Origin of the sequence: Streptomyces sp. NPDC059828 (genome assembly GCF_042731955.1) — a bacterium.
Taxonomy (GTDB): Bacteria; Actinomycetota; Actinomycetes; order Streptomycetales; family Streptomycetaceae; genus Streptomyces.
This window is the reverse complement of sequence record NZ_JBHWIW010000070.1, coordinates 1-25,380: the sequence shown is the minus strand read 5'-3', so window position 1 is coordinate 25,380 and position 25,380 is coordinate 1. Positions and strand designations below refer to the sequence as shown.

The following is a 25,380-nucleotide window of genomic DNA, read 5'->3' as shown; positions in this document are numbered from 1 at the left end:
TTTGTTTATATGACACAGGTCCATTCGATGAGGCGCCGGGACCGCACTTCCGGCTTGAGGCGGCGGCCGGTGGCCGCGGCTGGCGGCTGGCGGGCCAGGGAGATTGAGCAACGACTACTCAGGAAGAGTTCCACCGGAACCGCCAGGCTTGGTGCGCCCCGTCGAATCCGACGGGGTCCGGCCTCGAAAGTCACCCGAAAAAGAGTGAAGCGGGGAGAGACAGGCCGAAGAAGTCCCAAGAGCGCCAAGGAAAGGCGGAACCGCACCGTGAAGACCTGGTCCGTTCCCGGTTTCACAGAGATTCGTGAACTGGGGACCGGGGGTAGTGGACGCGTGATGATGGCCGTCGAAACGGCCTCCGGTACGCCTGTCGCCATCAAGTACCTCAACGAGCGGCTGACGGAGGACACCCGCTTCCTCCAGCAGTTCCGTGCCGAGGCCGAACTGCTGCGGGAGGTCGACTCCCCGCACGTGGCGCGCCTGCACCAGTACGTGGAGACCCGGGACGGTGTCGCCATGGTGCTGGACCTGGTGGACGGAGCCTCCTTGCGAACGCTGCTGCTCCGGGAGGGCGCGACCACGCCCGAAGCAGCGCTGACCGTCCTCAAGGGTTCACTCCTCGGCCTGACCGCCGCTCATCGCCTGGGCATCGTGCACCGCGACTACAAGCCCGAGAATGTGCTGGTCACCACGGAAGCCACCTCCAAGCTCGTGGACTTCGGCATCGCCGCGCGCGACGGGTCGGCCTCCACCGGTACATCGGGCACCCCGATGTACATGGCGCCGGAACAGTGGCAGGGACATGCGGCTTCGGCCGCGACGGACGTGTACGCGGCGACCGTCACCTTCTTCGAGTGCGTGACCGGATCCCGTCCGTTCGGCGGAGAGCATCTCGGCGAGATCGCCATGTCGCATCTGTCCGCGCCGGTGCCCGCGGAGGCCGTCCCCGAGCCGCTGCGCACACTCGTACTCCGCGGGATGGCGAAGGACCCCGCCGACAGGTTCGGTTCGGCGGACGAGTTCCTCGCCGAGCTGGAGGCCGTCGCTGCCGCCGCGTACGGGCCCGACTGGGAGGAGTGCGGTCGGCGCACCCTTGCCGCACTCGCCGTCGCCCTGCTGGTGAAGCTCCCACAGCCGCAGACCGGGAGCGACGACGCCGCCACCGAGCTCGCCACCACCGAGCTGGACGAGGAGCCGCCGGCCCGCCACTCCCGTCAGCGGTCGCGCGGACACGGCGGCGGCAGCGGTCCCGCCCGGAAGCGGAACGTGGCCGGCGCCGCCCGGCGACAGCAGCTCAAAGTCCCGGCGATCGCCGCCGCAGTGGTGCTGCTGGGCGGGGCTGTCGTCGCAGGAGCCGTCATGAGCGGTGGATCGGCCGAGGACAGCGCGTTCTCCGCCTCCGCGGATTCCGGAACCAGTGGCGCGGCGTCAGGCGCGGCACCCGGGTCGGCACAGCCCTCGACAGGCGATCCGGCCGGGCACGATCCGGCCGCGTCCCCATCAGCGCCGTACGGTTCCACACCGCCCGGCACGACCCCGAGCGGCGCCCAGGCCGGCGCGGCGGGGCAGGGCGGTACCGGAGCCACTGGTACCGGACCCGGTGCGGCCGTTCCCGGTCCGGGCGGCAGCGGTCCGGCCGGCGCCAGTACCGCCCCCAGCGCGACCGGCACCGGTCCGGCCGCCGCGCCGTCCCCTACCGCTGCGGTGCGGCGGCCGACCACCACGCCCACCACGAACCGCGTGTCGATGGCGGTCAGTTCGGCGGGAATCACCTCCCTCAAAGTGGCGTCGCAGGGCCGGGGTGCTGACGCGGCGATCACCGTCACCACGACCGGCACCGATCCCGTCAGCCTCACACTGACCTGGTACAACAGCGAGAAGTCCGGCGTCCCTGGGGAGAAGGACGGCGGCAGCGAGACCTACGAGCTCAGCGGCCGCACCAGCTACCGGCTCTCGTACCACCACGAATTCACCACCTGCCCCCGGTACTGGGGACTCCGGATCAGCACCACGCCCGTCGCCGAGTCCGGGCAGGCATACCAGGACACGGGCGCCCTGGCCTGCGTCTTCGATCCCATCGGCTGAGTCATGACCTCGACACCCCGAAACCGGAGAGCGACCGGCATGCCGACGCACGACGACTGGCCCACCCAACGGATCGGGCCCCTGCACCACCCCGGCTCCCACCAGGACGACGGGGCCCCCGAGTAACTGTCGACGGGCTGGACCCCGACCTTCAGCGCCCCATCACCACCCAGGCCCCACGGCAGCCGGACCACGGCGGCCACCGTGTGGACCACCGGCGTGTATCCCGTGGGTCCGGCACCCGATCAGGTACTCCCGACCCTGCCCCTTCCGGAGAGCGGGCTTCCGCCCGACCGCACCACCACGGTCTGGCGGGACGGCTCCCTGAAGCGCCCGAGGCGACCCCAGCGCCGCACCCGGCGATGGCTGGGATGGACGGCACTCGGACTCCTGCTGACCGCCGTCGCCGGTGTGATCCTGTGGCAGCGGGACACCGCGGAACTGGCCATCACCCAGGTCACGGTGAGCGCGCGGCCGACCGAGCTGGGGTGTGACCGAGCGGCCACCGTGGTAGCCGTGATCACGACCAACGGCGCGGCCGGAACCATCCGGTACCAATGGATCCGCAGCGACGGGACCACATCGGGCGAGTTGCGCCAGACCGTGCGTGATGGGCAGGGGGAGGTCACACTGCCGATGCACTGGACCTTCCACGGCAAGGGCACCCGCGAGGCGCGCGCCGTCGTGGGCATCCTCACCCCCACAGCGCACACGGCCTCGACTTCCTTCACCTACCGCTGCGGTTGACATGCCCGTGCTCCGGTGCACCCGCCTGCCCGCCCCTCTCGCGCCGCGATCATGGCGGGAAGGGCCGGAGCGCAGCGACAGGCGCAGCACGCGGGCGGGCGCCCACCCGCCCCTCACCAGCGTACGGCGGTGAAGTCGATCTCTCGGGGCCGCAGCAGTCGCGTGCGTCCCGCCAGAGACAGCAGCCGCTGGGACATCTCCTCAGCTGCCAGGCGGTGGCGGTCACCATGGCCCGGAAGGACCCATTCGAAGCGCAGCCGTCCGGCTGCTCTGGCCAGGGAAACCGCCAACTCCTCGATGGAGTACCACGTCACGCTCTCCACTACTTCCAGATCGCCTGTCGTGCGTGACCAGTAGAAGCTGTCGCCGCTGAAACAGTACCGGTCGTCCGCGAGGTAGAGCACACTGCCTCGAGTGTGACCGGGCACCGGATGTGCTGTGATTCCCTCCCCGATCTCCGTGACCTCGAGGCCTCGGATCACCTGGTCCGCGTCCGGCGCCGCATCGAGGTCCCCTTCGTGGATCCACAGCCGGGCGCCGAAGTGGTCCGCGTAGCGGCGGCCGTGCGCGGCGTGATCACGATGGGTGAGCAGCACATCGGTGACGGGCCCCGAGGCCGCGTACCGCTCGGCGAGGTCAGGGCGCCAACGCGGTGTGTCGATCATCATTGCCGTACCGGACGGACGCATGAGCAGGTAGGAGTTGGCTCCCGCGGTGTGTGGGGAGTTGTGCCCGCAGATCAGGACGCCGTCGTCCACGGCCATGGGGAAGGGGTCGAGTGCTTCGTCGGGCTGACCGGCCGCGGGGCGCACCGAGCGGGTGGGGCAGGCGAAAACGGCGGCGTATAAGCGCCTTGTCTCCGCGTCATTGCCCGGTAGCCGCAACATCTGCGACCTTCCCTGCGACTCGCCGATCAGATCGGGTGCGAACTGCCGGGCGACATCGCAGTTGATGCATCGGTCGTCCACGTACCAACCATCCATAGCCTGGCTCCTTCCAGCGGGGCCGGCCCTGGTCAGGGCCGCCGTTTCAGGGATATCCCACCTTCGGCAGGAATCGGTAGGCCCTGCCGATCTGGTATTTCGGGATCCCGATCGCTCTCACTGGGAAGGTGCGGTCCGTGAGGGGATCGGCCTAGGGGACCTGATGGTCCGCCAAAGCGCGGGGACGGCCCACGGTGCCCGCACGGCCGCCGCCCGCTCCTGCGAGCGGCGACCGAGAACAGGTGCGGAAGGTCAGACCTTGGTGAAGCACATCGTGGAGCGGCTGCCCCGGCGGGTGACCTTATTGATCCCGTACCTCAGGGTGCCGGTGGTCTCCCCGTCGTTCGCTCTCGTCGAGGTCTCACATTTCGTCCTCGAGCCGAATGGCTTTCCTCAGGTCCTCGTGAGCCTGTCCCGGCTCCCCTTCGCTCGCCTCGAGCATTGCGGCAGCGATCGCGTCCAGCTTGCGCTGGATGGCACGCTCAGCCCGCAACTCCGAGTTCTTGAGCAGAGCCAGCAGCAAGAGGGTTACCGATGTCATGCAGGTTCCGGCGAACACCTGCCACTCCAGGTCAAGCCCGGCGACATGAGTGACCACGGCCCCGGCCACCAGCACGAGACACAGCCCGAAGAACACAGGTGAGCTCGTGAAACGAGATGCGCCCTCCGCCAACTGCTCGAACCTGCCGCGCCTGTCGCCACCGCGATCTGCGGGATGCTGAATCGCCATCGTCCGTCTCGCCTTCCCTCGTCCGCACGCAGACCTGCGCTTTCCTGCCAACCGGTCGAGACCAGCATCGCCGCGTCCGAGAGCTGACCTCGACAGCGCCGCGCGAAGGCCTCCACCGTCTCAGGGTCTCCCGCGGCCGTGACCTCGGCTTGCCCCGGGGCATGCAACGCATGCCCCGGGGCCCTGGCTGCAACCGCAGGAGCGTGCAGGTTTCGTCAGGTCCGTCTTGTGCGTGACGAACCGCATGTGTATGCCTTGCCGCACAGGGCACCCGCCCCACGGGGTCCGTGCCACGTCCGCGGTGACGTGAGCCCGGTTCTCCTTCTCGGAGATCGACGGGATGCGGACGCCGCGGAGGCGACGAAGGGAGAGCACATGAGCAGGTTGAAGCTGAAGAGGGAGAGCAAGGTCCCCCTCGCCTACAAGCCGGTCGGGTTCGCCCTGAGCTGGGGCGGCGGCACGCTCGCCGGAATCGCCTTCCAGAAGGCCTGGAAGGTGCTGCGACATGAGGACAACGCGCCCGACGCCTTGGACCGGGACCGGGGCTGGGGCGAGATCCTGGTTGCGGCCGCTCTGCAGGGCGCCATCTTCGCCGTCGTCCGCAGCGTGGTCGACCGCTCCGGTGCCCATGCGGTGTACCGGACCACCGGTGTCTGGCCCAGCGACGACAAGACCGGCAGGGACTGATCCCCGCCGCAGCCACGCACTCTGCGGACCCGGTCCGCGCCACGGCTGCCGCCCGACGGCTGCTGCCTCCACTGTGCGTCGCATTCCGCCCTGCGCCCAGCGGCGGCACGCCGACCCGGCGTGTGTCATCGGTGCTGGCGTTGTCCGGCCGTTGGGGACAGGCGCCGGGGACGGTCCCGACGGCTCGTTTCACCTGCCGGCCGGCCTGGCGGCACCAAAGCGCAGGGGTATGTGGGCCGGCACCGAGGCACCAGCCCTGCTTGTCTGCGACCTGGCGCGTGATCCGAACGTCCACCTCGGGGCCACTCTCGTTGTCGCGGCCGGAAAGTGCTTCGGCAGGGTCGCAGGGGTGCCTCGAGACGTCCGCGGCAGCGGGCTTCACCGCCGTGCTCGCCTTCGCCGGAGAGCGCGGACTAGTCGCGATCCGTCACCCTGCACGCGGCACCGGTCTGGCGGGGAAGCTGCCTAAGGCGGTCACCGCGGACGTCCCCGAGTGCCGTACATGGCTCCCGACCTCCGCCCGGTCCGCCCGCGCCCTGGGCTTCCACCGGGCGTCAGGGCTGGTCACAGGCCACCCGCCCCTCCCCCGACGGCCACGGCACGGCATGGCGGTCTTCCCCGGGTCTGCCCACCCTGCCCGCACCCTCGTCCCGCTGCCCCCACAAGTCCCCGGTGCCACGCCTTGCGCACTGCCGGCCCTGCCCGCCGCTTTCCACGTCGGTCACACGGCTCCCGCACGGGCGTGCGGCGGCTCGCCGGATCTCACACTGGGCGGCGCGTTGCCTGCCGGACAGCCGGCCGAGACGCTCGCTCCGCCCGCTGCCGCCACGACGGCGTTACCGGCCTGATCAACGGCGCCTGACGGACGGCCGACAGGCCCGCACCCGATCGGGGGAATGCGCCCCCGCACCTGCCATCGGCGACCCCGGTAAGGGGAGCGATCACGACATGACCGTTACCGTGAAGATCGACACCACCCGCCCCGTCGCGACCCTCATCAACGTTTTCACCGTCGCCCCCGACCGCCAGGCCGAGCTCATCGCCCTGCTCGCCCAAGCCACCGAGGAAACGATGAAGCGCCAGCCCGGGTTCATCTGCGCCAACTTCCACGCTTCCCAGGACGGCGAGCGCGTCATCAACTACGCCCAATGGGAAACCGAGGACCACTATCGCGCGATGCTCAACAACCCCGAAGCACGCGTTCACATGGACAAGGCCGCGACGATCGCCACGGACACACAACCACGGCTCTACCGGGTCGAGTCGACACACTCCAAGTGACACTGCCCGGAGAACCGTACTGAACCGTGCCCGACGACATGTCATCCGTCATACGGCGTCTTCCGCCAGCAGCCACGGCGGACGACGGAACACACGCATGGAGCTCCCACCGCATCAGGGTGCATGGCTCACGCAAGGAGCTCGGCCCCTGACTCCAGCCGCCCTGTCCGGGACGAGTCCACCGCCACGGTCACCTGCCATGGGTGCGGGCGAACCTTCGCTCGCTCGGACCGCACGGGCGAGCGCACGGGATGACCGCAGTCGTGTACCGCCAGGAGCTCGGCCTGCTGCGGGAGCGCGTCGTCGAAGCTGCCACCCCGCCGGAGCCGGCGGCGGCAGCCGACCGCAGCATCCCGTGGTCGGCAGCCCGATCGGTCCCCGTTGAATCCCGTCGGGCCGCAACCCGGGTGACCAACGCACCAAGGGCGCCGGTGTGCCGACGAGGAATGCGCCCCTCGTCGGCACACCGGTGCCCGTACCCGACCGGCCGTCACACCGCGCACCCGAACCAGATCGCCGCCAGCGCTCTACGCGACATCCACCATGCTGGCGAACACCACCACATTGTTCGGGTAGTAGTGGCGTTTCGCGTCGAAATCACCGCCACAGGTGACCAGTCGCAGCCCGGCGTGATCGAGGTTCTTGTACACCTCCAGGGTGGGGAATTCCTTCTTCGGGTACTCGGCGACACGATCCACCCTGAACTCGGCCGTCTTCCCGTCCTCGCGCGTCACCTTGATCGCGTCACCGGCCTTCATCGTCTTGAGTTTCTCGAAGACCGCGGCCTTGCCGTTCCAGGTCACATGTCCGGCGATCACCGCAGGTCCTTGGGAACCAGGGGTGGGACCCGGTTCGTACCAGCCCGCCAGATCAGGGTTCTTCGGGGTCGTCATCGCCCCGTCCTTGTTCTGCCCGAGCGTTTCGAGCTCACTCGACAGTGCGAGCGACGGGATGGAGACCACCCGCGGCACCGACCGTGCCAGGGCCGTGACGGACTGGCCGTTGTTCGAGCCGTCTGCCGGCGCCTGGCTGCCCGCAGGGCCCTGCGCCGTGTTCTGGCCCTGGCTCGCCGGTGGCGTCGCCGTCTCCTGGGCGCCGCAGGCAGTGAGCAGGAGGGTCGCTGCCACAGCGATCACGGATGCGGTGCGCCTGGTACCGGCTGCCGCACCCCCGCCGAGCTTGCGGTTCACGCGGCACCCTCCGGCGCGACGACACGGGACGTCTTGCGTCGGCGGGCGATGACCAGCGCGCCTGCCGCCGTCACCGTCGCCGCGATGGCCGCACCGGTCACCAGATTCGGAGAGACGCCGGCCGCGCCGGGGCCGCTGCCGGTCTCGATCCCACCGACCGGGACGGAGCCGACCGCCGCGCCCTTGACCTCGCCGCAGTTGGTGGGAGCAGTGGCTTCCTGGGGGAGCTTCGGGTCGAGCTCGCTCTTGCCGGCGCCCTCTTCGTCGTACTTGTCGTTGTCGTTGCGGTCGATGCCGTGCTGCACGACGTGCAGGTCCTTGATGTGCTCGACCACGTCCTGGGAGACCGGGATGGTCCGCTTGTAGGAGATCTTTCCCTCCTTGTCGGCCACCGGCATCCGATCCACCGCCAGGCCGCTGCCCGCGTCCGTGTCTCCCGACGTGGTGAGCGAGATGTTGATGTCGCCGTAGTCGTGTGTGGCCTCGGTGTTGTTGAGGATCCCGTCGCCGTTGGTGTCGTCGCTGGCGTCCGGGCAGTGGAAGTCGTGCCCCTCGGTCGAACCGTGCAGGTGCTGCGCCGAGGGCTGTCCGGGCACCATGCCCTCCGACTTGATCCACACCGTCAGTTCCTTGCCGCGAAGGCTCAGCATGACCGTCCCGCGGGAACCTGACTCGTTCAGCTGCTCCAGGTCGATCTGGAACGCCGGGCTGTCCGCGGCGAACGCCGCCGGCGATGCGACGACCGTGGTCAGCAAGGCAGCGGGGAGAGCGGCGAGTACCGCAAGACGGCCGGTTCGCTTGGACATCACGTTCGTTCCATTTCCGCAGCCCCTGAACAGAGAAGCCGCATGTCGTACGGACTGCTGTGGACACCCGAGCAGCCCACTGGCCGTTTTCTCGAGCATCAACTCCACGCATGCCTGCACAGCAGTTGTGCGGTAGGAGGACGTTCGCCGGTGCCTGCGGCGGAGACCACGGGCCGGCGAGCCACCGGGAACACGGGCGTCGGCGAAACCGCGGGCAACACCAGGCATGGCCGCCCTCCTCGTCCCAACTGAAATGCAGTTACCCATGAAACGCAGGAAGTGCCTCGGGTGTTCAAAGCAGCCGCGACCGCCCCCGTGGCGTTCGCATACGGACCCCGAACGCTGCGAGGCGAGCGTGAAGTGGCTTGTTCTGCAGGCCATGCATGCCGCTGTGCACGGCGGGTTGCCCTGCACCTCGTGCGAGGCGCGGCTGTCGGCGTGCCGTTCCGCAGGGCCGTTGTGCCGCATCCGCATCCGGCGCACGGACAGAACATACTGTTACGAAGCGGGATGAATCGAGTACGGGCGGGCGGAGGGCGGCACCCATGGCCAGAGTCGGCGGTCGGACGCGAGGGCCGGCGCTCTTCCCGGCCCGCGATCGCGCGGTGATCTATGCGGCGGCGATCTCGATGCTCCTGGTGCAGATGGACTGGTTCGCCCTCAATCTGATGCTGCCGGTGATCGCCCGCGACTTCGGCACTCCGTCAACCGATCTCCAGTGGCTCGTCAGCGGATACATGCTGTCCCTCGGTGCGCTGATGATCACGGGTGGACGGCTGGCGGATGTGCACGGCAGACGCCGGATCCTCGTGGTGGGGCTCTCGGGTTTCGCCGTGGTCTCCGTGCTGTGCGCCGCCGCGCAGAGCGTGGCCTGGCTCGTCGCCGGAAGGCTCGTCCAAGGCGCCAGCGCCGCGCTGATCTTCCCCGTGGCTGTCGCCGTGGTCACCGCGTACTTCCGGGACGAGCGACAGGGCAGGGCGGTGGCGACAGTGCTCGCGTTCAGCGCCGTCGGGACCGCACTCGGGCCTTTCGTGGGTGGCGCGTTCGCCGAGCACGTCAGCTGGCGGGCGGTCTTCCTCCTGAACGTGCCCTTCTGCGTCGCGGCGGCGGTGCTGTTGCTGCGCTTCGTGCCCGAAAGCAGGGACGAGCAGGCGGGCAGGCATTTCGACGTCGCCGGTGTGTGCACAATCGGCGCCGGCCTCACCGGCATCATGCTCGGCGTCGACCAGGGTGCCCGATGGGGTTGGACGTCCCCGGCGACGCTGGTCTGTCTGGTCGGCGGATGCGCCCTGCTGGCACTGTTCGTACGGCTGGAGCGGCGCACTCCGGAGCCGCTGCTCGACCTCGCCCTGCTGCGTAACGGTCCCTTCGTCACGGTCACCGCCGCGGGCTCGGTTTCCAATGTCGTGTACTGCCTCGTCGCGGTGCTGTCAGCTCTGTACTTGCAGCAGGCTCGCGGACTGTCACCACTGGCGTCCGGAGTGGTCTTCCTGTCTCTTTCCGTCGGTGCCAGTACCGCCAGCTACTGGTCCGGGCGGCTGGCGCAGCACTGGCGGCCGGAATCGCTGATGGCCGGGGGCATGCTGTTGAGCGGACTCAGTCTGTACGCCCTGACCTGGGCCACTCCGCTTGCTCTCTACACCGCGATCTTCGCGGTGGTGGGTGTGGGGCTGGGCCTCGGGTGGGCCCTGACCAATGTGGCGACGCAGTCCTACGTACCCGCCTCGCGTCTGGCAGCCGCCTCCGGGCTGGTCCTCACCTCCCTCGTGCTGCTCGGCGCGGTGGCCGTGGCGGTAGCCGCGACGGTTCTGGAGGCCGTGAGCGGTTCCCCGGCACAGGCGGCCTCCGACGGACCTGCGATCGAGGCGGTGCTGCGCTGCGCGGCGGTGCTGGCTCTGATCGGCTCCGCAGCCCTGGCCGTACTCCACCGCCGTCGCCCGTCGCCGCACCCGTGACCCCGCGATGGAGGCATCGTCGGGGGCGGGCACAGGAGGATCGGGCTGCGGCGTTTCACGCGGCCCTGCGGCACCGGACGCAGCTCCGTTTCATGTCGACCGTCAGGGACGGGTCCGCAGGCCGTCGAGGGTGAGCTCGAGCAGGCGTTCTGCCTGCTGCCGTTGTTCGGCGCTCGCCGAGGTGAGGGCGATGCCTTCGAGAGCGGCGCCCATATCGGTGGGGCTGATGTCCGTGCGGATCGTCCCGGCGGCTGCGCACGCGTCCATGAGGGCGCTCAGGGCGGCCTGGATCATTTCCCGGCTGTGACCGTACGGGTTGCTTCCCGTCGCGGCGATGGCCCGCAGGGCGTCGATCATGCCGTACTTGGCGGTCACGTAGTCCAGGAAGAGACCTGTCCAGGCACGCAGGGCCTCAAAGGGCGGCTTCGTCGCCAGCAGGACGGGTGCCGCATCGCACAGCTGGGCCAACTCGTTGCGGTAGACGGCCTCGACCAGTGCCTCGCGGGTGGGGAAGTTGCGGTACAGCGTGGCACTGCCCACCCCCGCCGCTTTGGCAATGCCCTCCAAGTGGGCGTCGAGCCCCTCCGTCGCGAATACGCGCACCGCAGCGGTGAGGATCTTCTCGCGGTTTCGCCTCGCGTCAGCCCGCAACGGCCGTTGCGCTCTCTCGACCATGGGCGCTTTCCATCTCCTCTCGGACGCTTCACCTTGCTAAGCGGAGGCGTGCCCACTTAGCCTAAACGGAGGCTCCCCCACTTTCACTGTAGGTCAACGCGCCGACCTGCACACGCCCCTCGGGAAAGGACCGGCCATGTCAGGCATCAAGGGCAAGGTCATCGCGCTCACCGGCGCCAGCAGCGGCATCGGAGAGGCGACGGCGATCCATCTCGCCGGGCAGGGGGCCCACTTGGCGCTCGGAGCCCGGCGGCAGGACCGGCTGAACACAGTGGTCGATCGCATCACGGCGCAGGGTGGGTCAGCCGTCGGGGTCGTCGTCGATGTCACACGCCGCGAGGACCTCACACGCCTGACCGATGCGGCGGTCGACCGCTTCGGTCGACTCGATGTACTGGTCTCCAACGCCGGCACCATGGCGGTCTCGCCGTTCGACGAGTTGCGCCAGGACGACTGGGACGCCATGGTGGCCACCCACATCACGGGCCTGCTGAACGGGATCGGGGCGGCTCTGCCCATCTTCCGCCGGCAGCGCTCCGGGCAGTTCGTCAATGTCGCCTCCACCGCGGCCTATGTCGTGAAGTCCCCCCAGGCCGTCTACGCGGCAACCAAGACGGCGGTGAAGGTCCTGACCGAAGGGCTGCGCCAGGAGTCCGGCCCCGACCTGCGCGTCACCCTCGTCTCACCGGGCTTCACCAACACGGAGGGCGTGGGCAAGGGCGCGAGCCCCGAGGCAGCGGCGGTGATGGCCCGGCAGCGTGACGAGATCGCCATGCCGCCTTCCGCTGTCGCCTCCGCCATCGGCTACGCGATCGAGCAGCCTGGTGGCGTCGACGTCAGCGAGATCGTCGTCCGCCCCACGGCGCAAGCCTGACGACCGGCGCGAAGCGGCTTCAGCCCGCCCTTGTCAGCAGACTTTGGCGCCCTCGACCGATGAACGGCCGGTCCTGAGTGGGCGCACTGCCCCCGACCGCTACGGCTCAGACTCATTCGCGGCCCGGTCGCGGGCTCCGGTGCTTGGTCGCACTCTCTGTGCGAACGCTCCGGCGCACACCGCACTCGGCATGACCGTGCGAGCAGGAAGTGACGTCATCAGAACAGATGTTGTCGAAAGCCGTGATGGCGACTCCTGGCGGGAGGCCGAACTGTACCGTCGCATTCTTCACCACAGCCGCAGTGCTGTGCTTGAGCCAGTGCGGCCGTTCGAACGTAGGAAGGGGGGCCATGGCCGTTCCTGTGGATGCTCGCACCCTGGCGGTGGAGCAGATGCGTCTCGGAGATCACGCCTTTGCGCACTACGCGGATGACGACATGCGATGGGGCGTGCTGGGGGTTTTCGCGCAGCACGGACTGTCCCGCAATGAGAAGGCCATCGTCATGGCCGATCCGGAGGTCTCACACGACGAGGCGTCCCAGCGGCTGTTTCCGCACGGAGTGCCCGAGGCGGCGTTGGACAGCGGTCAACTGCGATTCTCCAGCATGCGTGAGCTGATCCATCCGCACCGCAGGTTCACTGCCGAGCGGCAGATGGGCCGCCTGCGGGAGGAGACCGAGCAGGCCCGAGCCGACGGCTACACGGGGCTGCGATCCATCATCGACATGGCGTGGGTGGCCGACCTCGGCATGGACATCGAGGGTGTCATGCACCGCGAAACACACGCGGAGACGCTGTTCACCGACCGTCTGTACGCGGAGATCTGCACCTACGACCGGCGCCGCTTCGCTCCGGAAACGCTGGAAGCCATGCGCGTCGGGCACCCGGTGGCTCTGCTGGAGCACCCCGGAGACCTGGGAGCCTTCCAGTTCGACCACGGGCTGCGACTGGTGGGGGAAGCGGACTGGTCCACCCGCGAGCAGTGGAACGCCGCCCTGCGGTCCGCGCTCGCTGGACTCCCCGGCAATCAGCCACTGCTCCTTGACCTCAGTCCGCTGTCGTTCCTCTCGGTGACCTGCGCGGCAGACATGCTTCGCCGCATCAAGCAGGACTGTTCGCATGGGCGGGTAGAGATTCGCTGCTCCCCCTTCAACGCGGCGTTGTTCCGCCACATCGGAGTGCCGTCAGCGGACATCCTGGTACTGGTCGAAGCCGAAGGGGGCAGCCAATGACCCTGCAGCTCACCCCGGCTCACGCAGAAGAAGAGCTTCTGCTGGACACGCACTTCAGTGCCGGGGACCTGGCGAAACTACGCCTACGGGTCGACGAGATCGCTGCGATCGCGGGGCTCATCGGGTCCCGGCGCGCGGAGTTCGTCCTGGCCATGCACGAGGTGGCCTGCAACGCCGTACGGCACGGGGGAGGTTCGGGCAGCCTCAAGCTCTATCTCGGCCCGGGCACCCTGCGCTGCCAGGTCACCGACGAAGGACCGGGATTCGACGAGGATGTCATCCCCTGTGTGCCGCCTGCCCTGGAAACCTCCGAGAGCGGGCGCGGACTCTGGCTCGTGCGCCATGTCACCGACCACATGAGAATCGTCAAAGGCCCCGTCGGCACCGACGTCACCTATGCCATGCGGCTGTCGGTCACCTGAGGTTCGCCCGGAGTTGCGGACGGGAGCGTGTCGGTGGAGTCGGAGATCACCACACCGAAGCGGTTCCCACCGCCGTTCCGCCCCAGGCGCTCGAGAGAGCTCAGCATGCCGCGCCCGGGGGCGCGTTCCCAGCCCACCGCTAGGACGCGATGGAGAACTGGCGTCGTCCGCCCGAAGGGCGGGGCTCGCGGCGTCCGGTGCGTGCGATCGCAAGGCGGTGGGGGTTCCCCCGCCGGAGGCAGGGGGAGGTCGTCCTCGTACGGGGCTTACTCGGACGATTCGACAACACAGCGAGTGTGCGCGCCAGACGCCGCGAGCCAGACGGGAGCTCTCACACACGGCCTAGCTGACGGCAGTCGGTCGCTTGGTGAAACGGTGCCACCAGTGCCGGCGCCGCGGGTGCACCGCACGACCCAGCCGACGACCGATCAGCAGGTATCCCAGGAGAGCGCCCGTCGTGTTGAGCACGACATCATCGATGTCGAAGGCACGGCCGGTGATCAGGGCGCCCTGCACCAGCTCGACGAGCACCATCACCAGCGCCGTGACCGCTACGACACGAAGGAGTCCGCGTGCACGGGGTACGAGCACCGGAAGCAGCATGCCGAACGGCATGCCGAGAACGATATTGCCGCCGAGCTGTTTGACAGTGTCACGGAATGCGGGCTGCGCGAGATAGTCGCGGATGGAGTCACCGGGACGGAGGTTGGTGTGCGTCAACGGCTCGGAAGCAGCCGAAGGCTCCAGCGTCAGCCGGGCCAGCAGCACTGCGAAGGCCACAGTCCCGGCGAAAGCCAGCAGCATGGCTGCTATGCGGCTTGCCCTCGAATGTGCGGGTGTGGAGGAATCGCTCCGTTCTCCTGGTGCCTTACTGGTCTTGCCGCGCAGGACTGTCCGTGCCATCACAAGCCCCCTCAGGGTGGTTGAACCTTCCGTTACCCGCTCGGCGGGGCGGTACGCCGTCCGCGGTCGGTTCACCCGGGTCCGTACGGCCGAACAATCCGGCATGAATCCCCGGTCGTCCACGGCCACCACAGCGTCAAGGCGGGCAGACAGACAGACCGGTTGATGAGACGGGACCGACGAATCAGGACCGGGCGGTGACCCCGTTGCCGGAGGTCGAGGACACGAAGCAGTCGGCGCGTCGGAAGCACACGAAGGCGGAGGGGGACGCGAGTACGGTGCGCTGCGGATCGGTGAGTGGGCGGACGGGGTTGGCGGTCTTCGCCGCTCGTTGCCGAGCACGGTCGCCGGGGCCGGCCGCGGACCTCCTACGTGGCGCGGAAGTCGTCGCACGGCGGTGGAACCCGCGCGCGAGTGCTGCTCCCGCGGCACTGAGCAGGCGGCGGCAGTGCTTGCCTGCCGGGCACCGTCAGGCCATGGGCCGGGCTGAGGCGCCGGGACGCGTGTACGCCTGCCGCGGGGCAAGGGGGCCGTGTCCGGCAGCGCAGAGGACGACAGCCTCCGCGGACTCGCCGCACTCCCGGTGCAGGACCTCCAGGGGAGGGCCCTCCGGGTCCGCCGTGTACTGGTCGCCCCACTGCTTGAGAGCGATCATCGCCGGCCACAGGTCCCAGCCCTTCCGAGTGAGGTGGTACTCGTGTCGGGTGCGGCTGCCGGGCTCGCGGTAAGGGACGGTGTCCAGGACTCCGGCCCCGACCAGCTTGCGCAGCCGGTCGGCGAGTACCGCCTCGGACAGCCCCATGTGTCGGCGGAAGTCGTCGAAACGCCGGACGCCGTTCATGGCATCGCGCAGGATCAGCAACGACCACTTCTCGCCGATCAGGTCGAGGGTCCGCTGGACGGTGCAGTTCTCGGTGGTGGTCGCCAGCCATGTCATGCAGCCATCCTAGGCTGGCTTCACTGTTGACAGCCAGATGAGCGGCCGACTAACTTCGATTATTGAAGCCAGCCGTAAGAGGGAGCCATCGTGGGCAGGTCACGAACGTTCAGTTGGGATGACCCGAGCGTTTCGGCTGCCGCTGTCGGGCAGCAGAGCGGTCTCGATTTCCTCAACGAAATGCTGGCCGGGCGCCTCCCCACTCCGCCGCTCGCGGCGACCCTGGGGTTCACGCTCGAAGAGGTCGAGTACGGCCGGGCCGTGTTCGCCCTGGTCGCAGGCGAGGAGCACTACAACCCCATCGGCAGTGTGCACGGCGGCGTCTACGCCACCATGCTCGACTCGGCAGCGGGATGCGCGGTGCAGACGACCCTCCCCGCGGGGATGGGATACACCTCAGTCGACCTGAACGTGAAGTTCCTGCGCCCGAGCACCGTCGACACCGGCAAGATCCGTGCCGTCGGGACCGTGCACAACAGCGGCCGCCGCCTGGCTCTTGCCCAGGCAGAGCTCTTCGACTCCGCCGACCGGCTGCTGGCGCATGCCACCAGCAGCTGCCTGCTCTTTCCCGTCCCCCCACGGTGAGCCCTTGAGGCAGCGCACAGCGCGAGAGACCGGCGGAGGGTCTCCGCCGCTTGCGGGCTGACTGACTGACTGCCGGCTGCCTCACCGTGGTCCCTCCACGCGTCACAGCCCGACGCGGACCTCGACCTGATCAGTCAGGCCACCACCGCGCAGCGTCGTGCCTCACCGTGGCCTTCTTCGGCTTCCCGCGTTCCACGTCTTCATGAACATGGATCCCACGCGACGACGCTCGCCCTGCCGGCCGAGGTCTTCCCCACCGAACTGCGGGCCGCGAGCCACGGCTTCGCCGCAGACCGCGTAGGCTCGGCGCGGCACTCGGCAGGTTCCTCTTCCCCCGCCTCCTGGTGGCCATCGACAGGGCCCACTGCTGTACGGCACCGCCGCAACGAGCGCACTCGCCTTCCTGGTCGCCCTCGTCCTCCGCGACGAACCGGCTGGTCCCTCGATGGCCGCACCGGAGAGGAACCCAGGCCGGTGTCACCACGCGTGACACCACCGTAGGGGCGCCCACAGCCGGCCCCGTCGGTTTCGGGGCTGCCGGCACAACGAGCGGCGGACCGTGTCACGCGCCGCCCGACCATCCCGCATGACAAGGCGAGCCACAGCAAGTGGAGCTCGGTCGTCAACAACTACTCCGGGTTCATCCACAACAAGAAGGAACCACGACGACCCGGAAGGAGTTGCTCTCAAGGCAGGACGGCAAGTCCACCACTTCGCTCTCACCTACGCCGTACCTCGTGCACAACGCCCCGCACACCGCAAACGGCGAGAAGCTGCTCGAATTCATGCTCAGCGAGCAGTCCCACCGCGAGGTCAGCGCCCATAGGCGACGGCTTCCCGGCCAGGAACGACATCAGGGCCACCGATGCCAACACCACCGCGCTGGCCGACCTGATGAACGGCATTCCTCTTTCGACCCTTGGGGTCTCGCCGATTCGTGGCCGTTCTGAGCAGCATCGTGCATGCTTCCGGGAGGTGTTCAACGATCACCCTGTGTGATCGGGGTGGGGATCGGGCGTGCGGTTGTCGTCCGTCGTGCGGCACGGGATGCTGGGGGAGCACGAAGGGAAGCGGTGCCATGGGTCGTTTTCCGAATGCGGCGAACGTCGACTTCCACAGTCCCCTGGACCCCGCCAAAGCCGCCACCGCGGTGTTGGACGACCACGGCCGCATCATTGGGTGGGGATCCGCTGCCCAGCGCCTCCTCGGGCATTCTCCCGATGAGGCACTCGGCCAGTCGGCCACCCGGCTGCTGGTGGCGTCCTCCGACCAGCGCCTGACCGCCCTCTGCAAGGCGCACCAGACCCGCAGCGTCGTCCTGGACCTCAACCACAGGGACGGACACACGGTGCGCGCGGCCGTGACCTTCAGCCCGCTGTCGCACCGGAGCGGAGCCTCGGCCGTCGTGATGGCTGCCGAGCTGGACGCGCTCCGCAGCTGGGAAGCGCAGCTGGCCATGCTCCAGGGCCTGGCGACCGAGTCTCCCGTGGGTTTGACGATCTTCGATACCGACATGCGCGTCGTCTGGGGGAACGTCTCCACCGATCTGGAGCTCGGGGGGATCGCCCAGTACACCGGTCGGTCGGCCGCGGATCTCTTTCCGGAAGGCGAATTCATCTCCCGCCACCACCCCCCGGACGAGGACCAGGTGATGCATCAGGTACTGACGACCGGGGAGCCGATCGTCGGCATGCACTACCGCGGTCGCGCCCCCGCCGACCCGGTGCGTGAGCACGTCTGGTCCTGCTCGTACCACCGGCTGCTGGACGCCCGGGGCGAGCCGCTGGGCCTGTTCGAGGAGTCCCTCGACATCACCGACCGCTACCGCGCCCAGGAACGGCTGTCGCTCCTGGTGCGGGCGGGAAAGCGCGTCGGTGCCTCGCTGGACGTGCGTCGTACGGCTGCGGAACTCGCCGACGTGGCGGTGCCGCAGCTGGCCGACGAAGTACTGGTGGATCTGCCTCCGGCGGTCATCGAGGGCAGGCAGCCGCCGACGCGTTCGGCGCCGGGACACGGACTGCTGCGGATGCACGGCCGGACTCCGGAGGAGTTCCGGACCAGCCCCATCTCCTACCCACCCTCGTCACCGCAGGCTCTGAGCCTTGCCACAGGCCGCTGCATCGTCGGCGACCCACCTCCCGAGGCGCCGTGCGAGGCGGGGTCGACCGCCCCCCACTCCTGTCTGTTCGTCCCGCTGCTCACCCGCGAGGCCGTCCTGGGCCTTGCCACCTTCCGGCGCGACAGCAACCCCGACCCCTTCGGCCCCGAAGAGCAGACCCTCGCCATGGAGCTGGCCGAGCGGGCCGCCGTCGGCATCGACAACGCCCGCCGGTACACCAGTCAGCATGCGGCGGCCCTGGTACTGCAGCGGAGCCTGCTGCCACGGAACCTGCCTCAACAGAGCGCGGTCGACGTTGCGTACCGCTACCTGCCTGCCGACAGCCGCGTGGGCGTGGGCGGCGACTGGTTCGACGTGATCCCGCTGTCCGGGGCCAGAGTGGGACTGACTGTGGGCGATGTGGTGGGCCACGGTATGCACGCCGCAGCGACCATGGGCCGACTGCGCGCCACCGTACGGACCCTTGCGCTGCTGGACTTGGACCCGGCCGAGCTGCTGACACGGCTGGACGACCTGGTCTCGCAGGAATCGGAGCCCGACGCGGATGACGGACTGAGCGGTGAGGGGATGGTGGTGACCTGTCTGTATGCGATCTACGACCCGGTCAATGGCCGGTGCGTCTGGGCCAGCGCGGGCCATCCGCCGCCCATAGTGGCCGATGCGAGCGGCTCGGTGGCCATGTCCGCGCTGACTCCGGGGCCACCCCTGGGGCTGGGCGTCCTGCCGTACGAGAACGTCGAGCTGGAACTGTCCGACGGCAGCGTGCTGGCCTTCTTCACCGACGGCGTCGTGGAGGACCGGGGCCAGGACATCGACAGCGGGATCGACCGCCTGGCCGAGGTGCTCACCTGGCAGCGATGCCCGCTGGAGGAGTTGTGCGACCGGGCGCTGTCCGCCCTGCCGCCCGGGCCGCAGGTGGACGACGCCACGTTGCTGCTCGTCCGCACCCGGCGGCTCGGCGCCGAGCGGGTGGCGGATCTGGAGCTGCCGTCCGATCCGGCCATGGTCGCTCACGCTCGTACACTCACCGAACGCCAACTGGAGACCTGGGGCCTGTCCGAGCTCTCGTTCACCGCCGAACTCGTGGTGAGCGAGCTGGTCACCAACGGCATCCGGTACGCCACCGGCCCGGTCGTGCTGAGGTTGATCAGGGATCGCTGCCTGCTGTGCGAGGTCTCCGACAGCGCACACACCGCACCGCACCTGCGGCGAGCGCGCCGGGACGACGAGGGCGGCCGCGGCCTGTTCCTCGTCGCCCAGATGACACAGCGCTGGGGCACGCGGTACACCTCCTCCGGGAAGACGATCTGGGCCGAGCTGGCCATCCCCAAGGACCTCTCCGGGAATGAGGGGCAGGACGCCCCGTCGAGCGCGGCTCAGGCCGATCAGCGCCTGGCCGGTCTCGTATGATCCCGCTGCCCGAGGGCGGCATTCTGCCCGGAACGGGCCGCCCTGTCCGGGCGAACTCGCCGGGCCCGCGACGACAGCTATGGCACTCCCCCTGGCTGCGCGGGGCCCCTGAAGAGGGGCCCCACACGTCTCACTTACTCACCGCGCCGAGCGAAGAACAAGCGCAGAAACTCCAACAGCGGCGTCAGGCAGTCACATCGCCAAGCCGTCGCTTCTCCAGGGCGTCGGCGCTGACGCGCTCTCATCTGCACGACGTGTGCGTTCTCCGGTACGCGGTCGGCCGGTGTGCGCCGCCGCGCCCCTGAGAGGTCGCCAGGGCGCGCGAGATCGAGACCAGCAGGTCACGGTCCTCCGTCTCAGCCCGGCGAACGGCCGCTACCGCGCCCGCACCCTGATCCGGCACGGATGGCACCTCACGCGCACGGGCGTCGGATGCCGCTGTGAACATGGCTGCGAGGCCGGCGGCCGCCGCTTCGCGCTCCGGGGCCCCGCTCTGCCTGGCCCGCCTGTATGCCTGCTCGCGTATGTCGTCCGTGCAGTGGAGGGCGAGCTCGCGCATCCAGTCGTGAATGGTCGTCATCCGGTAGAGCAGCACCTGCTCGGGACCGGCGTACCACGGCGGGGGAAGGAAGATGCTGCCGTTCGGGGTGTTTGCCGGGCTGCTGACCAGGCGCCACAGAGGCCGCAGGGCGGTGATGTCGACCAGTGGCTGCCACACGCGGTCGATCAGCGCGGGTCCGTACGCCGGCACGAGGAGTCCTACGCCGATCATCATCCCGCTGGCCGACATGAAGGGCGGCAGGCCTTCGTTCAGTGCATCCCAGTCCCCGCCCGCCCACCGGGCAGCGATGGCCGCCAGCTTGAAGGAGCCGAAGACGACATTGGCCAGGGCCGCGACCACCAGGACCAGCAGCCCGCCCCGCAGGCAGGAGTCGACCGAGGTGCTGGACCGGTGTGCCACCTTTCTGCTGATGTCGAGGAACCATTCCCAGCACACGACTGCCGTGGCCACGCCGGCAGCGACGTAGGCGAGCAGGTACAGCAGGAGCATCTGGCTGATGAAGGGCGTCGCAGCGTAGTAGGTGTCGAAGTCCCGCGGACGCGCGACCGGGACGTCACCCAGCGCGAAGAGCCCCACCAGCATGGCGATCACGACGCAGCAGCCGATCTGCCACACCCGCACGCGCCGACGCGTACGCGCGAGGTCTCCCGACTCCCCTCTCCAGTAGCCCAGCAGTACCAGGGACGCGCACGCGTAGGCGGTCATGATGCAGTGAACGAGCAGGGCCGAGAAGTTGCTGATGCCGGTGAACCGGTTGACGGCTGCGACGGTGGGCGGGGCGGAGAGGACGAAGCCCGCACAGGGAAGGACCAACAGGGCGTACACCGCCCGGACCGTGGGGCTGCGCCACCTGCGCAGCAGCCCCGGCGCCTTCACCAGCAGGGCCATACCCAGCACGGCGGCTGTGAGGTAGTAGGCAGTGCCTTCCGGCATCAGCGCCCTCCGAGAGAAGCCCAGATACGCCCCACCCGTTCGTCAGAGGCGGTGTGGCTGCGCATACCCCGCAGAAAGGGCCGGAACTTGGCGCCCAGCAGGCGACCGAACCTCTCCGCGCGCCGTTCCTCTTCCAGGTCGTAGTCCGTGCGTGCGGCAACGTACGCGACCGCGTCACCGAGACTCCACCGCTCTGCGAGCATCCGGGCCGCTGCAGTTCCTCCGGCCGGGCCGGGCAGGCCTCGTCCGCGCTCCTTGCGGTGCCACAGCTCGTGTCCCAGGATCACCGCCTGATGCAGAGGGAGGGTGTTCTTCTCCACCGCAACCACTTCCCGGTCACCGAGGTCGAGCCAGAGCCCGCTGACCGTGTCCGGCGGGAACGCGACCGTCACGAAACGGACCTCACGCCCGCTGCTCCGCGTCAAATAGGCGCAAGTCGCCTGCAAGAGCTCGTGCGGCTCCCTTCCGGTCGAACCCATCGCTCCAGCGAACAGCTCGTCCCGGTGACGCCTCATCTCACGGGAGATACCCACCGCGTCCCACACCACTTTCCCAGCCGAACGCATCCTTGCCGACGCACCGCTTGTCAGGCGCACATATCCGTGCAGCATTCTGTCAGTTCATAGGACCACGGCCGCCGAGATGGCAGTCGGTCGGCCCTGGGATGAAACCTCGAAGACGGGACAAGGTGACCGGGCGTCCGTACCTGCCGCCGCCGTCACGCCGTCCCGTCTCACACCGCCACGCAGCGATTCCGCCGCAACGCTCGCGCGCTCGAAGGTCACGATTCGCCGCTGCGGCGCATCAAGGGGACGGAAGGCTTCCTACAGTGGGTCGTGCGGTCGGACGAGTTGGACTGCGGCTCAACCCAGCCGTTGTCCACGGCGGCACTACCGCTGCCTGGGAGGCGCTGCACCCAAACGGATGGGCCGCGTGACGTCTGGGCCGAGCTAGAAGAAGTACACGCCCGCTGGGAGCAAGCAGGACGGCCGGACACATATCAGGTCGATCTCTCCGACGGCGCCGGAATCCAGCACGTCACCTCCGGCCCCGGCCCACGGGCCTTGAGTTGGGCCCTCCCCACGCTCGCCACCGTCCCCCGGCAGGCGCCATGACCGCGCCTGCGCGGAAGGACCAATCCGCCTGGCCGCACTCGCCTACCTGCTCCCTGAACGGCCCAGCCCCGCAACAGCGCCTGCGGGGGTTGCTCGGGCTTCGCCCGCGGTGGCGGCCAGCCCGGCCAGTCGTCCCCCGCGCCTGCGGGGGTGGCTCCCGCGTCGCCCTCGTCACCCCGTCCCGCCGCACGTCGTCCCCGCGCCAGCGGGGGTTACCGCTGGTCAGCGCACCCTTCCACGCAACTTCAGTGTGCCTGGCGGCAGTTCAGGGGCGAGCAGCCGGTCCCCTGCGTAGCCCTTCACCTCGCCGAACCGGGTGCCCTTCATCCACTCCTCGCGAGCTTGCACGATGTCCTCGTGGGTGCGGCCGATGAAGTTCCACCACATGATGACCTCCTCCTCGAACGGCTCGCCGCCGAGGAGCATCAGGCCGGCGTCCGACTCGGCGCGCAGGGGCAGTTCGCGGCGTCCGCAGCCCAGGTAGAGCATCGAACCGGGCAGCATCGGTACCCCGTCGACGTGGGCCTCGCCGGACATGGAGAGGACGGCGTACTCGAAGTCGGGGTCGAGGGGGACGCTGGTCTCGGTGCCGTGGGTGAGGGACAGGTCGGCACCGGTGATCGGGGTGTATGTCGTGCCGGGGGAGGTGGCGCCGTCGAGTTCGCCGAGGATGAGTGTGGCGGTGAGACCGGGGGCGGTGATGCGCGGCAGCTCGGGGTGGTGCTCGAAGTGGGGCTCCACGTGCCGGTGGGTCCCGGGGAGCGCCACCCACAGCTGGGCACCGTGGAGGAGGCGAGCGTGTGGTCGGGGGCTCTCTTCGGAGTGGCTGATCGCGCGGCCGGAGGTCATCAGTCCGAGTTCGCGCGGGCGGATCGTCTGGAGGCTGCCGAGGCTGTCGCGGTGCAGCACCTCCCCGTCGTGGAGCCAGCTGACGGTCTGGAGTCCCGTGTGCGGGTGTGGCGGGACCTGCATGCCGGGCTGGTCGGCGATGTCGTCGGGGCCGTAGTGATCGACGAAGCACCACGCGCCGACCATGCGGCGGCCCAGGTTGGGGAGCAGTCGGCGGACTTCGGTGGACTCTCCCAGCGGGACGCGGCGGGGGGTCAGGAGCTCGCGCACCGGCTCGGCCACGACGAAGCCGCGGCCGCCGCAGGAGGACATGGCAGCTTGACGATCAAGATTGCTCATGGGGACCAACCTAGACCCGTGCGCCACTGGCCACATTGATGTGGAATTTTCAACCGCTTCTGGCGGTTGGGCTACCCGACGGAACGTGCGGACAGGAGTGCGGATGAGCGGGCACTACTACGAGTTCGGGACCCAAGCGGACCGCTGGGACCGTGCCCGGATGTTCTTCGAGGCCAAGGAGTACCTCACCGCGGCACGGATACTCGGCGGGCTCGTGGACGAGGCACCGGGGCACGTTTCGGCGCGGCTGCTGCTGGCCCGGGCCTACTACCACTCCGCGCAGCTCGGGAAGGCCGAGGCCGAGCTGCGGGAGATCCTGGAACGCGACCCGGTCGAGCACTACGCCCGGCTGATGCTGGGCCGCACCCTGGAACGGCAGGGGCGGACCGGCGAAGCCGCGCCGCATCTGCGGATGGCGGCGGCCATGGCCGGGGAGTTTCCCGGCGCGGAGCCGCCAGGTGGCGATCAGTAGCGGTCCGCGCGTCCGCCCGGCTCGCAGACCTCGAAGACCGCTTCCCCGGCGTCCATGTCCCAGCCGGCCGCAGGGCGCACCGGGGCCCCCACCCACACGAGATGCGGGTCGACTCCGATGACCCGGCAGCGGAACATGAAGCCCTCGGGAAAGCGGATCAGTGACTCGTTGCGCGCCACGGCGGTGTTGCGGTGGACGACGCTGGTACGGACGACGGTGGCCAGCCCGTCGCTCTGCTCGGCGTCCAGGTCACTGGAGGCACAGACCGGACACAGCAGTCGCCGGAACGAGGCGGTGCTGCACCAGCGGCACCGCTGGTAGGTCAGTGTGGACTCCTGGCGCACCGCCGTCGCTGTGCCGGATTCTTGCTTCAACACGTCTCGACTCCCTGCCGTCGGCCGGAATGCGCCGTCGTCGCATCGGCGCGAGGGCACCGTATGGCACTCAGTGCCGCGCCGTAAAGATACCGAGTGCCATCTTTTCCGAGCCAGCCATCGAAAGCGCTGGTCAGAGCCGTTCCAGCGCCTCTTCCATTTGCTGGACCACCCTCCACATCGGGGTGCCCCGACGGGTGACCAGCACCACGACGTCGTCCCCACCACCGGTCCCGACGACGCCGCCGGCGCCGCTCTCCTGCGGGGCTTCCGTACGGTCGGCCCCCCAGACGTCCATGACGAGGCCGAGCGCATGGTCCACGGCGGCTTCGGCGTCGCCCTCACCCCCGGAACGCAGCCAGGAGCGGAGAGCGTTGTTGTGTGCGGCGACCACGGCGGCGGCGATCACATCGGCCCGCAGCGCCCCGTCCCCCGAGCCCTCGCACCGCCGTCGCAGATATCCGGCCATCGTGCGTTCGTAGCGCCGCACCACCGACAGTTCGTAGGTCCGCAGCCCCGGTACTTCCTTGGTCAGCCGGTAGCGCTGCACGGAGAACTCGGGATCGGCCGCGTACATGCGCAGCACCAGCCTGGCGGCGTCACAGACCCGGGCGACGGGATCACCCTCGTCCTCCGCGGCGGACAGGAACGTGGTCACGTCGGCCAGGCAGCGCTCGTGGTCCGGGAACACCGCGTCCTCTTTGGAGGGGAAGTGGCGGAAGAACGAACGGCGTCCGACTCCCGCCCGCGCCACGATGTCGTCGACCGTGGTCTGCTCGTACCCACGCTCCATGAACAGCTGGAACGCCGCCTCGGCGAGAACGTCCCGCATGGGCACCTTGGCCTGCGGGCTCGGGGCCGGGTTTCCGGCGGTTTCTCCACCTTGTTTGCGCACCTCGGTCATGCGGGGAACCTAACACCGGATCGCCATTTTGGCACTGAGTACCTTTACTGTGGGAACTGAGTGCCATAGGCTCGCCCTTGGCGACCAAGCGCCATCAGTGGAATCAGTCAGCCAGTCAGTAGGAGAGCCGGCGTGAGCTTGAGGATCGTTGTCTGTGTGAAGTACGTGCCTGATGCCACTGGTGACCGGCACTTCGCCGATGACCTGACCG

23 protein-coding genes are annotated in these 25,380 nt (G+C 69.1%); 11 read left to right on the top strand and 12 right to left on the bottom strand.

The features are described 5' to 3' along the window. Positions 1-267 precede the first annotated feature (267 nt). Positions 268-2,085, top strand: a complete 1,818-nt coding sequence (locus ACFV6V_RS29310) for a serine/threonine-protein kinase (RefSeq protein ID WP_385570834.1) — start codon at positions 268-270, stop codon at positions 2,083-2,085. 204 nt (positions 2,086-2,289) lie between these two features. Then, positions 2,290-2,832 carry a hypothetical protein gene (locus tag ACFV6V_RS29305; RefSeq protein WP_385570833.1) on the top strand — a complete coding sequence of 181 codons (543 nt, stop codon included), beginning with the start codon at positions 2,290-2,292 and terminating at the stop codon, positions 2,830-2,832. A 113-nt stretch (positions 2,833-2,945) separates the two neighbouring features. On the opposite strand, the gene ACFV6V_RS29300 is transcribed toward ACFV6V_RS29305, so the two are convergent. Continuing rightward, entirely contained in the window at positions 2,946-3,815 is an 870-nt protein-coding gene (locus ACFV6V_RS29300; RefSeq protein WP_385570831.1) for an MBL fold metallo-hydrolase, read from the bottom strand. A 361-nt stretch (positions 3,816-4,176) separates the two neighbouring features. Continuing rightward, positions 4,177-4,545 carry a low affinity iron permease family protein gene (locus ACFV6V_RS29295; RefSeq protein WP_385570829.1) on the bottom strand — a complete coding sequence of 123 codons (369 nt, stop codon included), beginning with the start codon at positions 4,543-4,545 and terminating at the stop codon, positions 4,177-4,179. Positions 4,546-4,920: 375 nt separating this feature from the next. Between ACFV6V_RS29295 and ACFV6V_RS29290 the strand changes: the two genes are divergently transcribed. Continuing rightward, the gene (locus tag ACFV6V_RS29290; protein ID WP_385570828.1) at positions 4,921-5,232 is read left to right on the top strand and encodes a DUF4235 domain-containing protein; all 312 of its coding nucleotides are present in this window, start codon (positions 4,921-4,923) and stop codon (positions 5,230-5,232) included. A 948-nt stretch (positions 5,233-6,180) separates the two neighbouring features. After that, positions 6,181-6,513 (top strand): antibiotic biosynthesis monooxygenase family protein, encoded by a 333-nt coding sequence (locus ACFV6V_RS29285; protein ID WP_385570827.1) that lies wholly within the window; start codon positions 6,181-6,183, stop codon positions 6,511-6,513. A 527-nt stretch (positions 6,514-7,040) separates the two neighbouring features. Here the strand turns inward: ACFV6V_RS29285 and ACFV6V_RS29280 are convergent. Together ACFV6V_RS29280 and ACFV6V_RS29275 are read right to left on the bottom strand one after the other, a co-directional pair. Beyond that, entirely contained in the window at positions 7,041-7,703 is a 663-nt protein-coding gene (locus ACFV6V_RS29280; RefSeq protein ID WP_385570825.1) for a class F sortase, read from the bottom strand. Further along, positions 7,700-8,512, bottom strand: a complete 813-nt coding sequence (locus tag ACFV6V_RS29275) for a hypothetical protein (protein ID WP_385570824.1) — start codon at positions 8,510-8,512, stop codon at positions 7,700-7,702. Before ACFV6V_RS29275 ends, ACFV6V_RS29280 begins: the two co-directional genes overlap by 4 nt. Positions 8,513-9,054: 542 nt before the next feature. Between ACFV6V_RS29275 and ACFV6V_RS29270 the strand changes: the two genes are divergently transcribed. Further along, a complete protein-coding gene (locus tag ACFV6V_RS29270) occupies positions 9,055-10,464 on the top strand; it encodes an MFS transporter (protein WP_385570822.1) in 1,410 nt (469 codons plus the stop codon). A gap of 102 nt (positions 10,465-10,566) precedes the next feature. Here ACFV6V_RS29270 and ACFV6V_RS29265 read toward each other — a convergent pair whose 3' ends face one another. Then, on the bottom strand, positions 10,567-11,139 hold the full coding sequence (locus tag ACFV6V_RS29265) for a TetR/AcrR family transcriptional regulator (RefSeq protein ID WP_385570821.1): 573 nt from the start codon (positions 11,137-11,139) through the stop codon (positions 10,567-10,569). A 136-nt stretch (positions 11,140-11,275) separates the two neighbouring features. Here ACFV6V_RS29265 and ACFV6V_RS29260 point away from each other — a divergent pair, with 136 nt between their 5' ends. The 3 genes from ACFV6V_RS29260 to ACFV6V_RS29250 all read left to right on the top strand — a co-directional run bounded on the left by ACFV6V_RS29260 (position 11,276) and on the right by ACFV6V_RS29250 (position 13,667). Beyond that, a complete protein-coding gene (locus ACFV6V_RS29260; protein ID WP_385570819.1) occupies positions 11,276-12,013 on the top strand; it encodes an SDR family oxidoreductase in 738 nt (245 codons plus the stop codon). Between the two features lie 350 nt (positions 12,014-12,363). Next, positions 12,364-13,245, top strand: a complete 882-nt coding sequence (locus ACFV6V_RS29255; RefSeq protein ID WP_385570817.1) for an MEDS domain-containing protein — start codon at positions 12,364-12,366, stop codon at positions 13,243-13,245. Then, on the top strand, positions 13,242-13,667 hold the full coding sequence (locus tag ACFV6V_RS29250) for an ATP-binding protein (protein ID WP_385570816.1): 426 nt from the start codon (positions 13,242-13,244) through the stop codon (positions 13,665-13,667). Before ACFV6V_RS29255 ends, ACFV6V_RS29250 begins: the two co-directional genes overlap by 4 nt. A gap of 342 nt (positions 13,668-14,009) precedes the next feature. Here ACFV6V_RS29250 and ACFV6V_RS29245 read toward each other — a convergent pair whose 3' ends face one another. Further along, entirely contained in the window at positions 14,010-14,570 is a 561-nt protein-coding gene (locus tag ACFV6V_RS29245; RefSeq protein WP_385570814.1) for a VanZ family protein, read from the bottom strand. Positions 14,571-15,039: 469 nt separating this feature from the next. Then, entirely contained in the window at positions 15,040-15,507 is a 468-nt protein-coding gene (locus tag ACFV6V_RS29240) for a winged helix-turn-helix transcriptional regulator (protein WP_385570812.1), read from the bottom strand. Between the two features lie 90 nt (positions 15,508-15,597). Here ACFV6V_RS29240 and ACFV6V_RS29235 point away from each other — a divergent pair, with 90 nt between their 5' ends. Together ACFV6V_RS29235 and ACFV6V_RS29230 are read left to right on the top strand one after the other, a co-directional pair. Further along, complete coding sequence (locus ACFV6V_RS29235) at positions 15,598-16,092, top strand: PaaI family thioesterase (RefSeq protein WP_385570811.1); 495 nt, start codon at positions 15,598-15,600, stop codon at positions 16,090-16,092. Between the two features lie 1,078 nt (positions 16,093-17,170). After that, positions 17,171-19,621, top strand: a complete 2,451-nt coding sequence (locus ACFV6V_RS29230; RefSeq protein ID WP_385570809.1) for a SpoIIE family protein phosphatase — start codon at positions 17,171-17,173, stop codon at positions 19,619-19,621. A 241-nt stretch (positions 19,622-19,862) separates the two neighbouring features. Here ACFV6V_RS29230 and ACFV6V_RS29225 read toward each other — a convergent pair whose 3' ends face one another. From ACFV6V_RS29225 to ACFV6V_RS29215, 3 genes are all read right to left on the bottom strand, one after another. Continuing rightward, entirely contained in the window at positions 19,863-21,116 is a 1,254-nt protein-coding gene (locus ACFV6V_RS29225) for a DUF6545 domain-containing protein (RefSeq protein WP_385570808.1), read from the bottom strand. Beyond that, positions 21,116-21,508: a toxin-antitoxin system, toxin component gene (locus tag ACFV6V_RS29220; protein WP_385570806.1), complete on the bottom strand. Its 393-nt coding sequence runs from the start codon at positions 21,506-21,508 to the stop codon at positions 21,116-21,118. The genes ACFV6V_RS29225 and ACFV6V_RS29220 overlap by 1 nt, the downstream gene beginning before the upstream one ends. Before the next feature lie 945 nt (positions 21,509-22,453). Next, entirely contained in the window at positions 22,454-23,419 is a 966-nt protein-coding gene (locus tag ACFV6V_RS29215; RefSeq protein ID WP_385570805.1) for a pirin family protein, read from the bottom strand. 103 nt (positions 23,420-23,522) lie between these two features. Between ACFV6V_RS29215 and ACFV6V_RS29210 the strand changes: the two genes are divergently transcribed. Then, the gene (locus tag ACFV6V_RS29210) at positions 23,523-23,891 is read left to right on the top strand and encodes a tetratricopeptide repeat protein (protein ID WP_385570803.1); all 369 of its coding nucleotides are present in this window, start codon (positions 23,523-23,525) and stop codon (positions 23,889-23,891) included. Here ACFV6V_RS29210 and ACFV6V_RS29205 read toward each other — a convergent pair. Together ACFV6V_RS29205 and ACFV6V_RS29200 are read right to left on the bottom strand one after the other, a co-directional pair. Next, the gene (locus tag ACFV6V_RS29205) at positions 23,885-24,268 is read right to left on the bottom strand and encodes a Zn-ribbon domain-containing OB-fold protein (RefSeq protein ID WP_385570802.1); all 384 of its coding nucleotides are present in this window, start codon (positions 24,266-24,268) and stop codon (positions 23,885-23,887) included. The two genes, ACFV6V_RS29210 and ACFV6V_RS29205, sit on opposite strands and share 7 nt — an antisense overlap. Positions 24,269-24,398: 130 nt before the next feature. Then, the gene (locus ACFV6V_RS29200; protein ID WP_385570836.1) at positions 24,399-25,097 is read right to left on the bottom strand and encodes a TetR/AcrR family transcriptional regulator; all 699 of its coding nucleotides are present in this window, start codon (positions 25,095-25,097) and stop codon (positions 24,399-24,401) included. Between the last annotated feature and the right edge of the window lie 283 nt (positions 25,098-25,380).

Bases quoted from the DNA above. Each gene is read 5' to 3' on its own strand.
- ACFV6V_RS29240 (WP_385570812.1), bottom strand. From the start codon at position 15,507: ATGACATGGCTGGCGACCACCACCGAGAACTGCACCGTCCAGCGGACC.
- ACFV6V_RS29230 (WP_385570809.1), top strand. From the start codon at position 17,171: ATGGGTCGTTTTCCGAATGCGGCGAACGTCGACTTCCACAGTCCCCTG.
- ACFV6V_RS29255 (WP_385570817.1), top strand. From the start codon at position 12,364: ATGGCCGTTCCTGTGGATGCTCGCACCCTGGCGGTGGAGCAGATGCGT.
- ACFV6V_RS29260 (WP_385570819.1), top strand. From the start codon at position 11,276: ATGTCAGGCATCAAGGGCAAGGTCATCGCGCTCACCGGCGCCAGCAGC.
- ACFV6V_RS29210 (WP_385570803.1), top strand. From the start codon at position 23,523: ATGAGCGGGCACTACTACGAGTTCGGGACCCAAGCGGACCGCTGGGAC.
- ACFV6V_RS29295 (WP_385570829.1), bottom strand. From the start codon at position 4,545: ATGGCGATTCAGCATCCCGCAGATCGCGGTGGCGACAGGCGCGGCAGG.
- ACFV6V_RS29300 (WP_385570831.1), bottom strand. From the start codon at position 3,815: ATGGATGGTTGGTACGTGGACGACCGATGCATCAACTGCGATGTCGCC.
- ACFV6V_RS29200 (WP_385570836.1), bottom strand. From the start codon at position 25,097: ATGCGGGACGTTCTCGCCGAGGCGGCGTTCCAGCTGTTCATGGAGCGT.
- ACFV6V_RS29290 (WP_385570828.1), top strand. From the start codon at position 4,921: ATGAGCAGGTTGAAGCTGAAGAGGGAGAGCAAGGTCCCCCTCGCCTAC.
- ACFV6V_RS29245 (WP_385570814.1), bottom strand. From the start codon at position 14,570: ATGGCACGGACAGTCCTGCGCGGCAAGACCAGTAAGGCACCAGGAGAA.
- ACFV6V_RS29265 (WP_385570821.1), bottom strand. From the start codon at position 11,139: ATGGTCGAGAGAGCGCAACGGCCGTTGCGGGCTGACGCGAGGCGAAAC.
- ACFV6V_RS29215 (WP_385570805.1), bottom strand. From the start codon at position 23,419: ATGAGCAATCTTGATCGTCAAGCTGCCATGTCCTCCTGCGGCGGCCGC.
- ACFV6V_RS29285 (WP_385570827.1), top strand. From the start codon at position 6,181: ATGACCGTTACCGTGAAGATCGACACCACCCGCCCCGTCGCGACCCTC.
- ACFV6V_RS29250 (WP_385570816.1), top strand. From the start codon at position 13,242: ATGACCCTGCAGCTCACCCCGGCTCACGCAGAAGAAGAGCTTCTGCTG.
- ACFV6V_RS29270 (WP_385570822.1), top strand. From the start codon at position 9,055: ATGGCCAGAGTCGGCGGTCGGACGCGAGGGCCGGCGCTCTTCCCGGCC.
- ACFV6V_RS29225 (WP_385570808.1), bottom strand. From the start codon at position 21,116: ATGCCGGAAGGCACTGCCTACTACCTCACAGCCGCCGTGCTGGGTATG.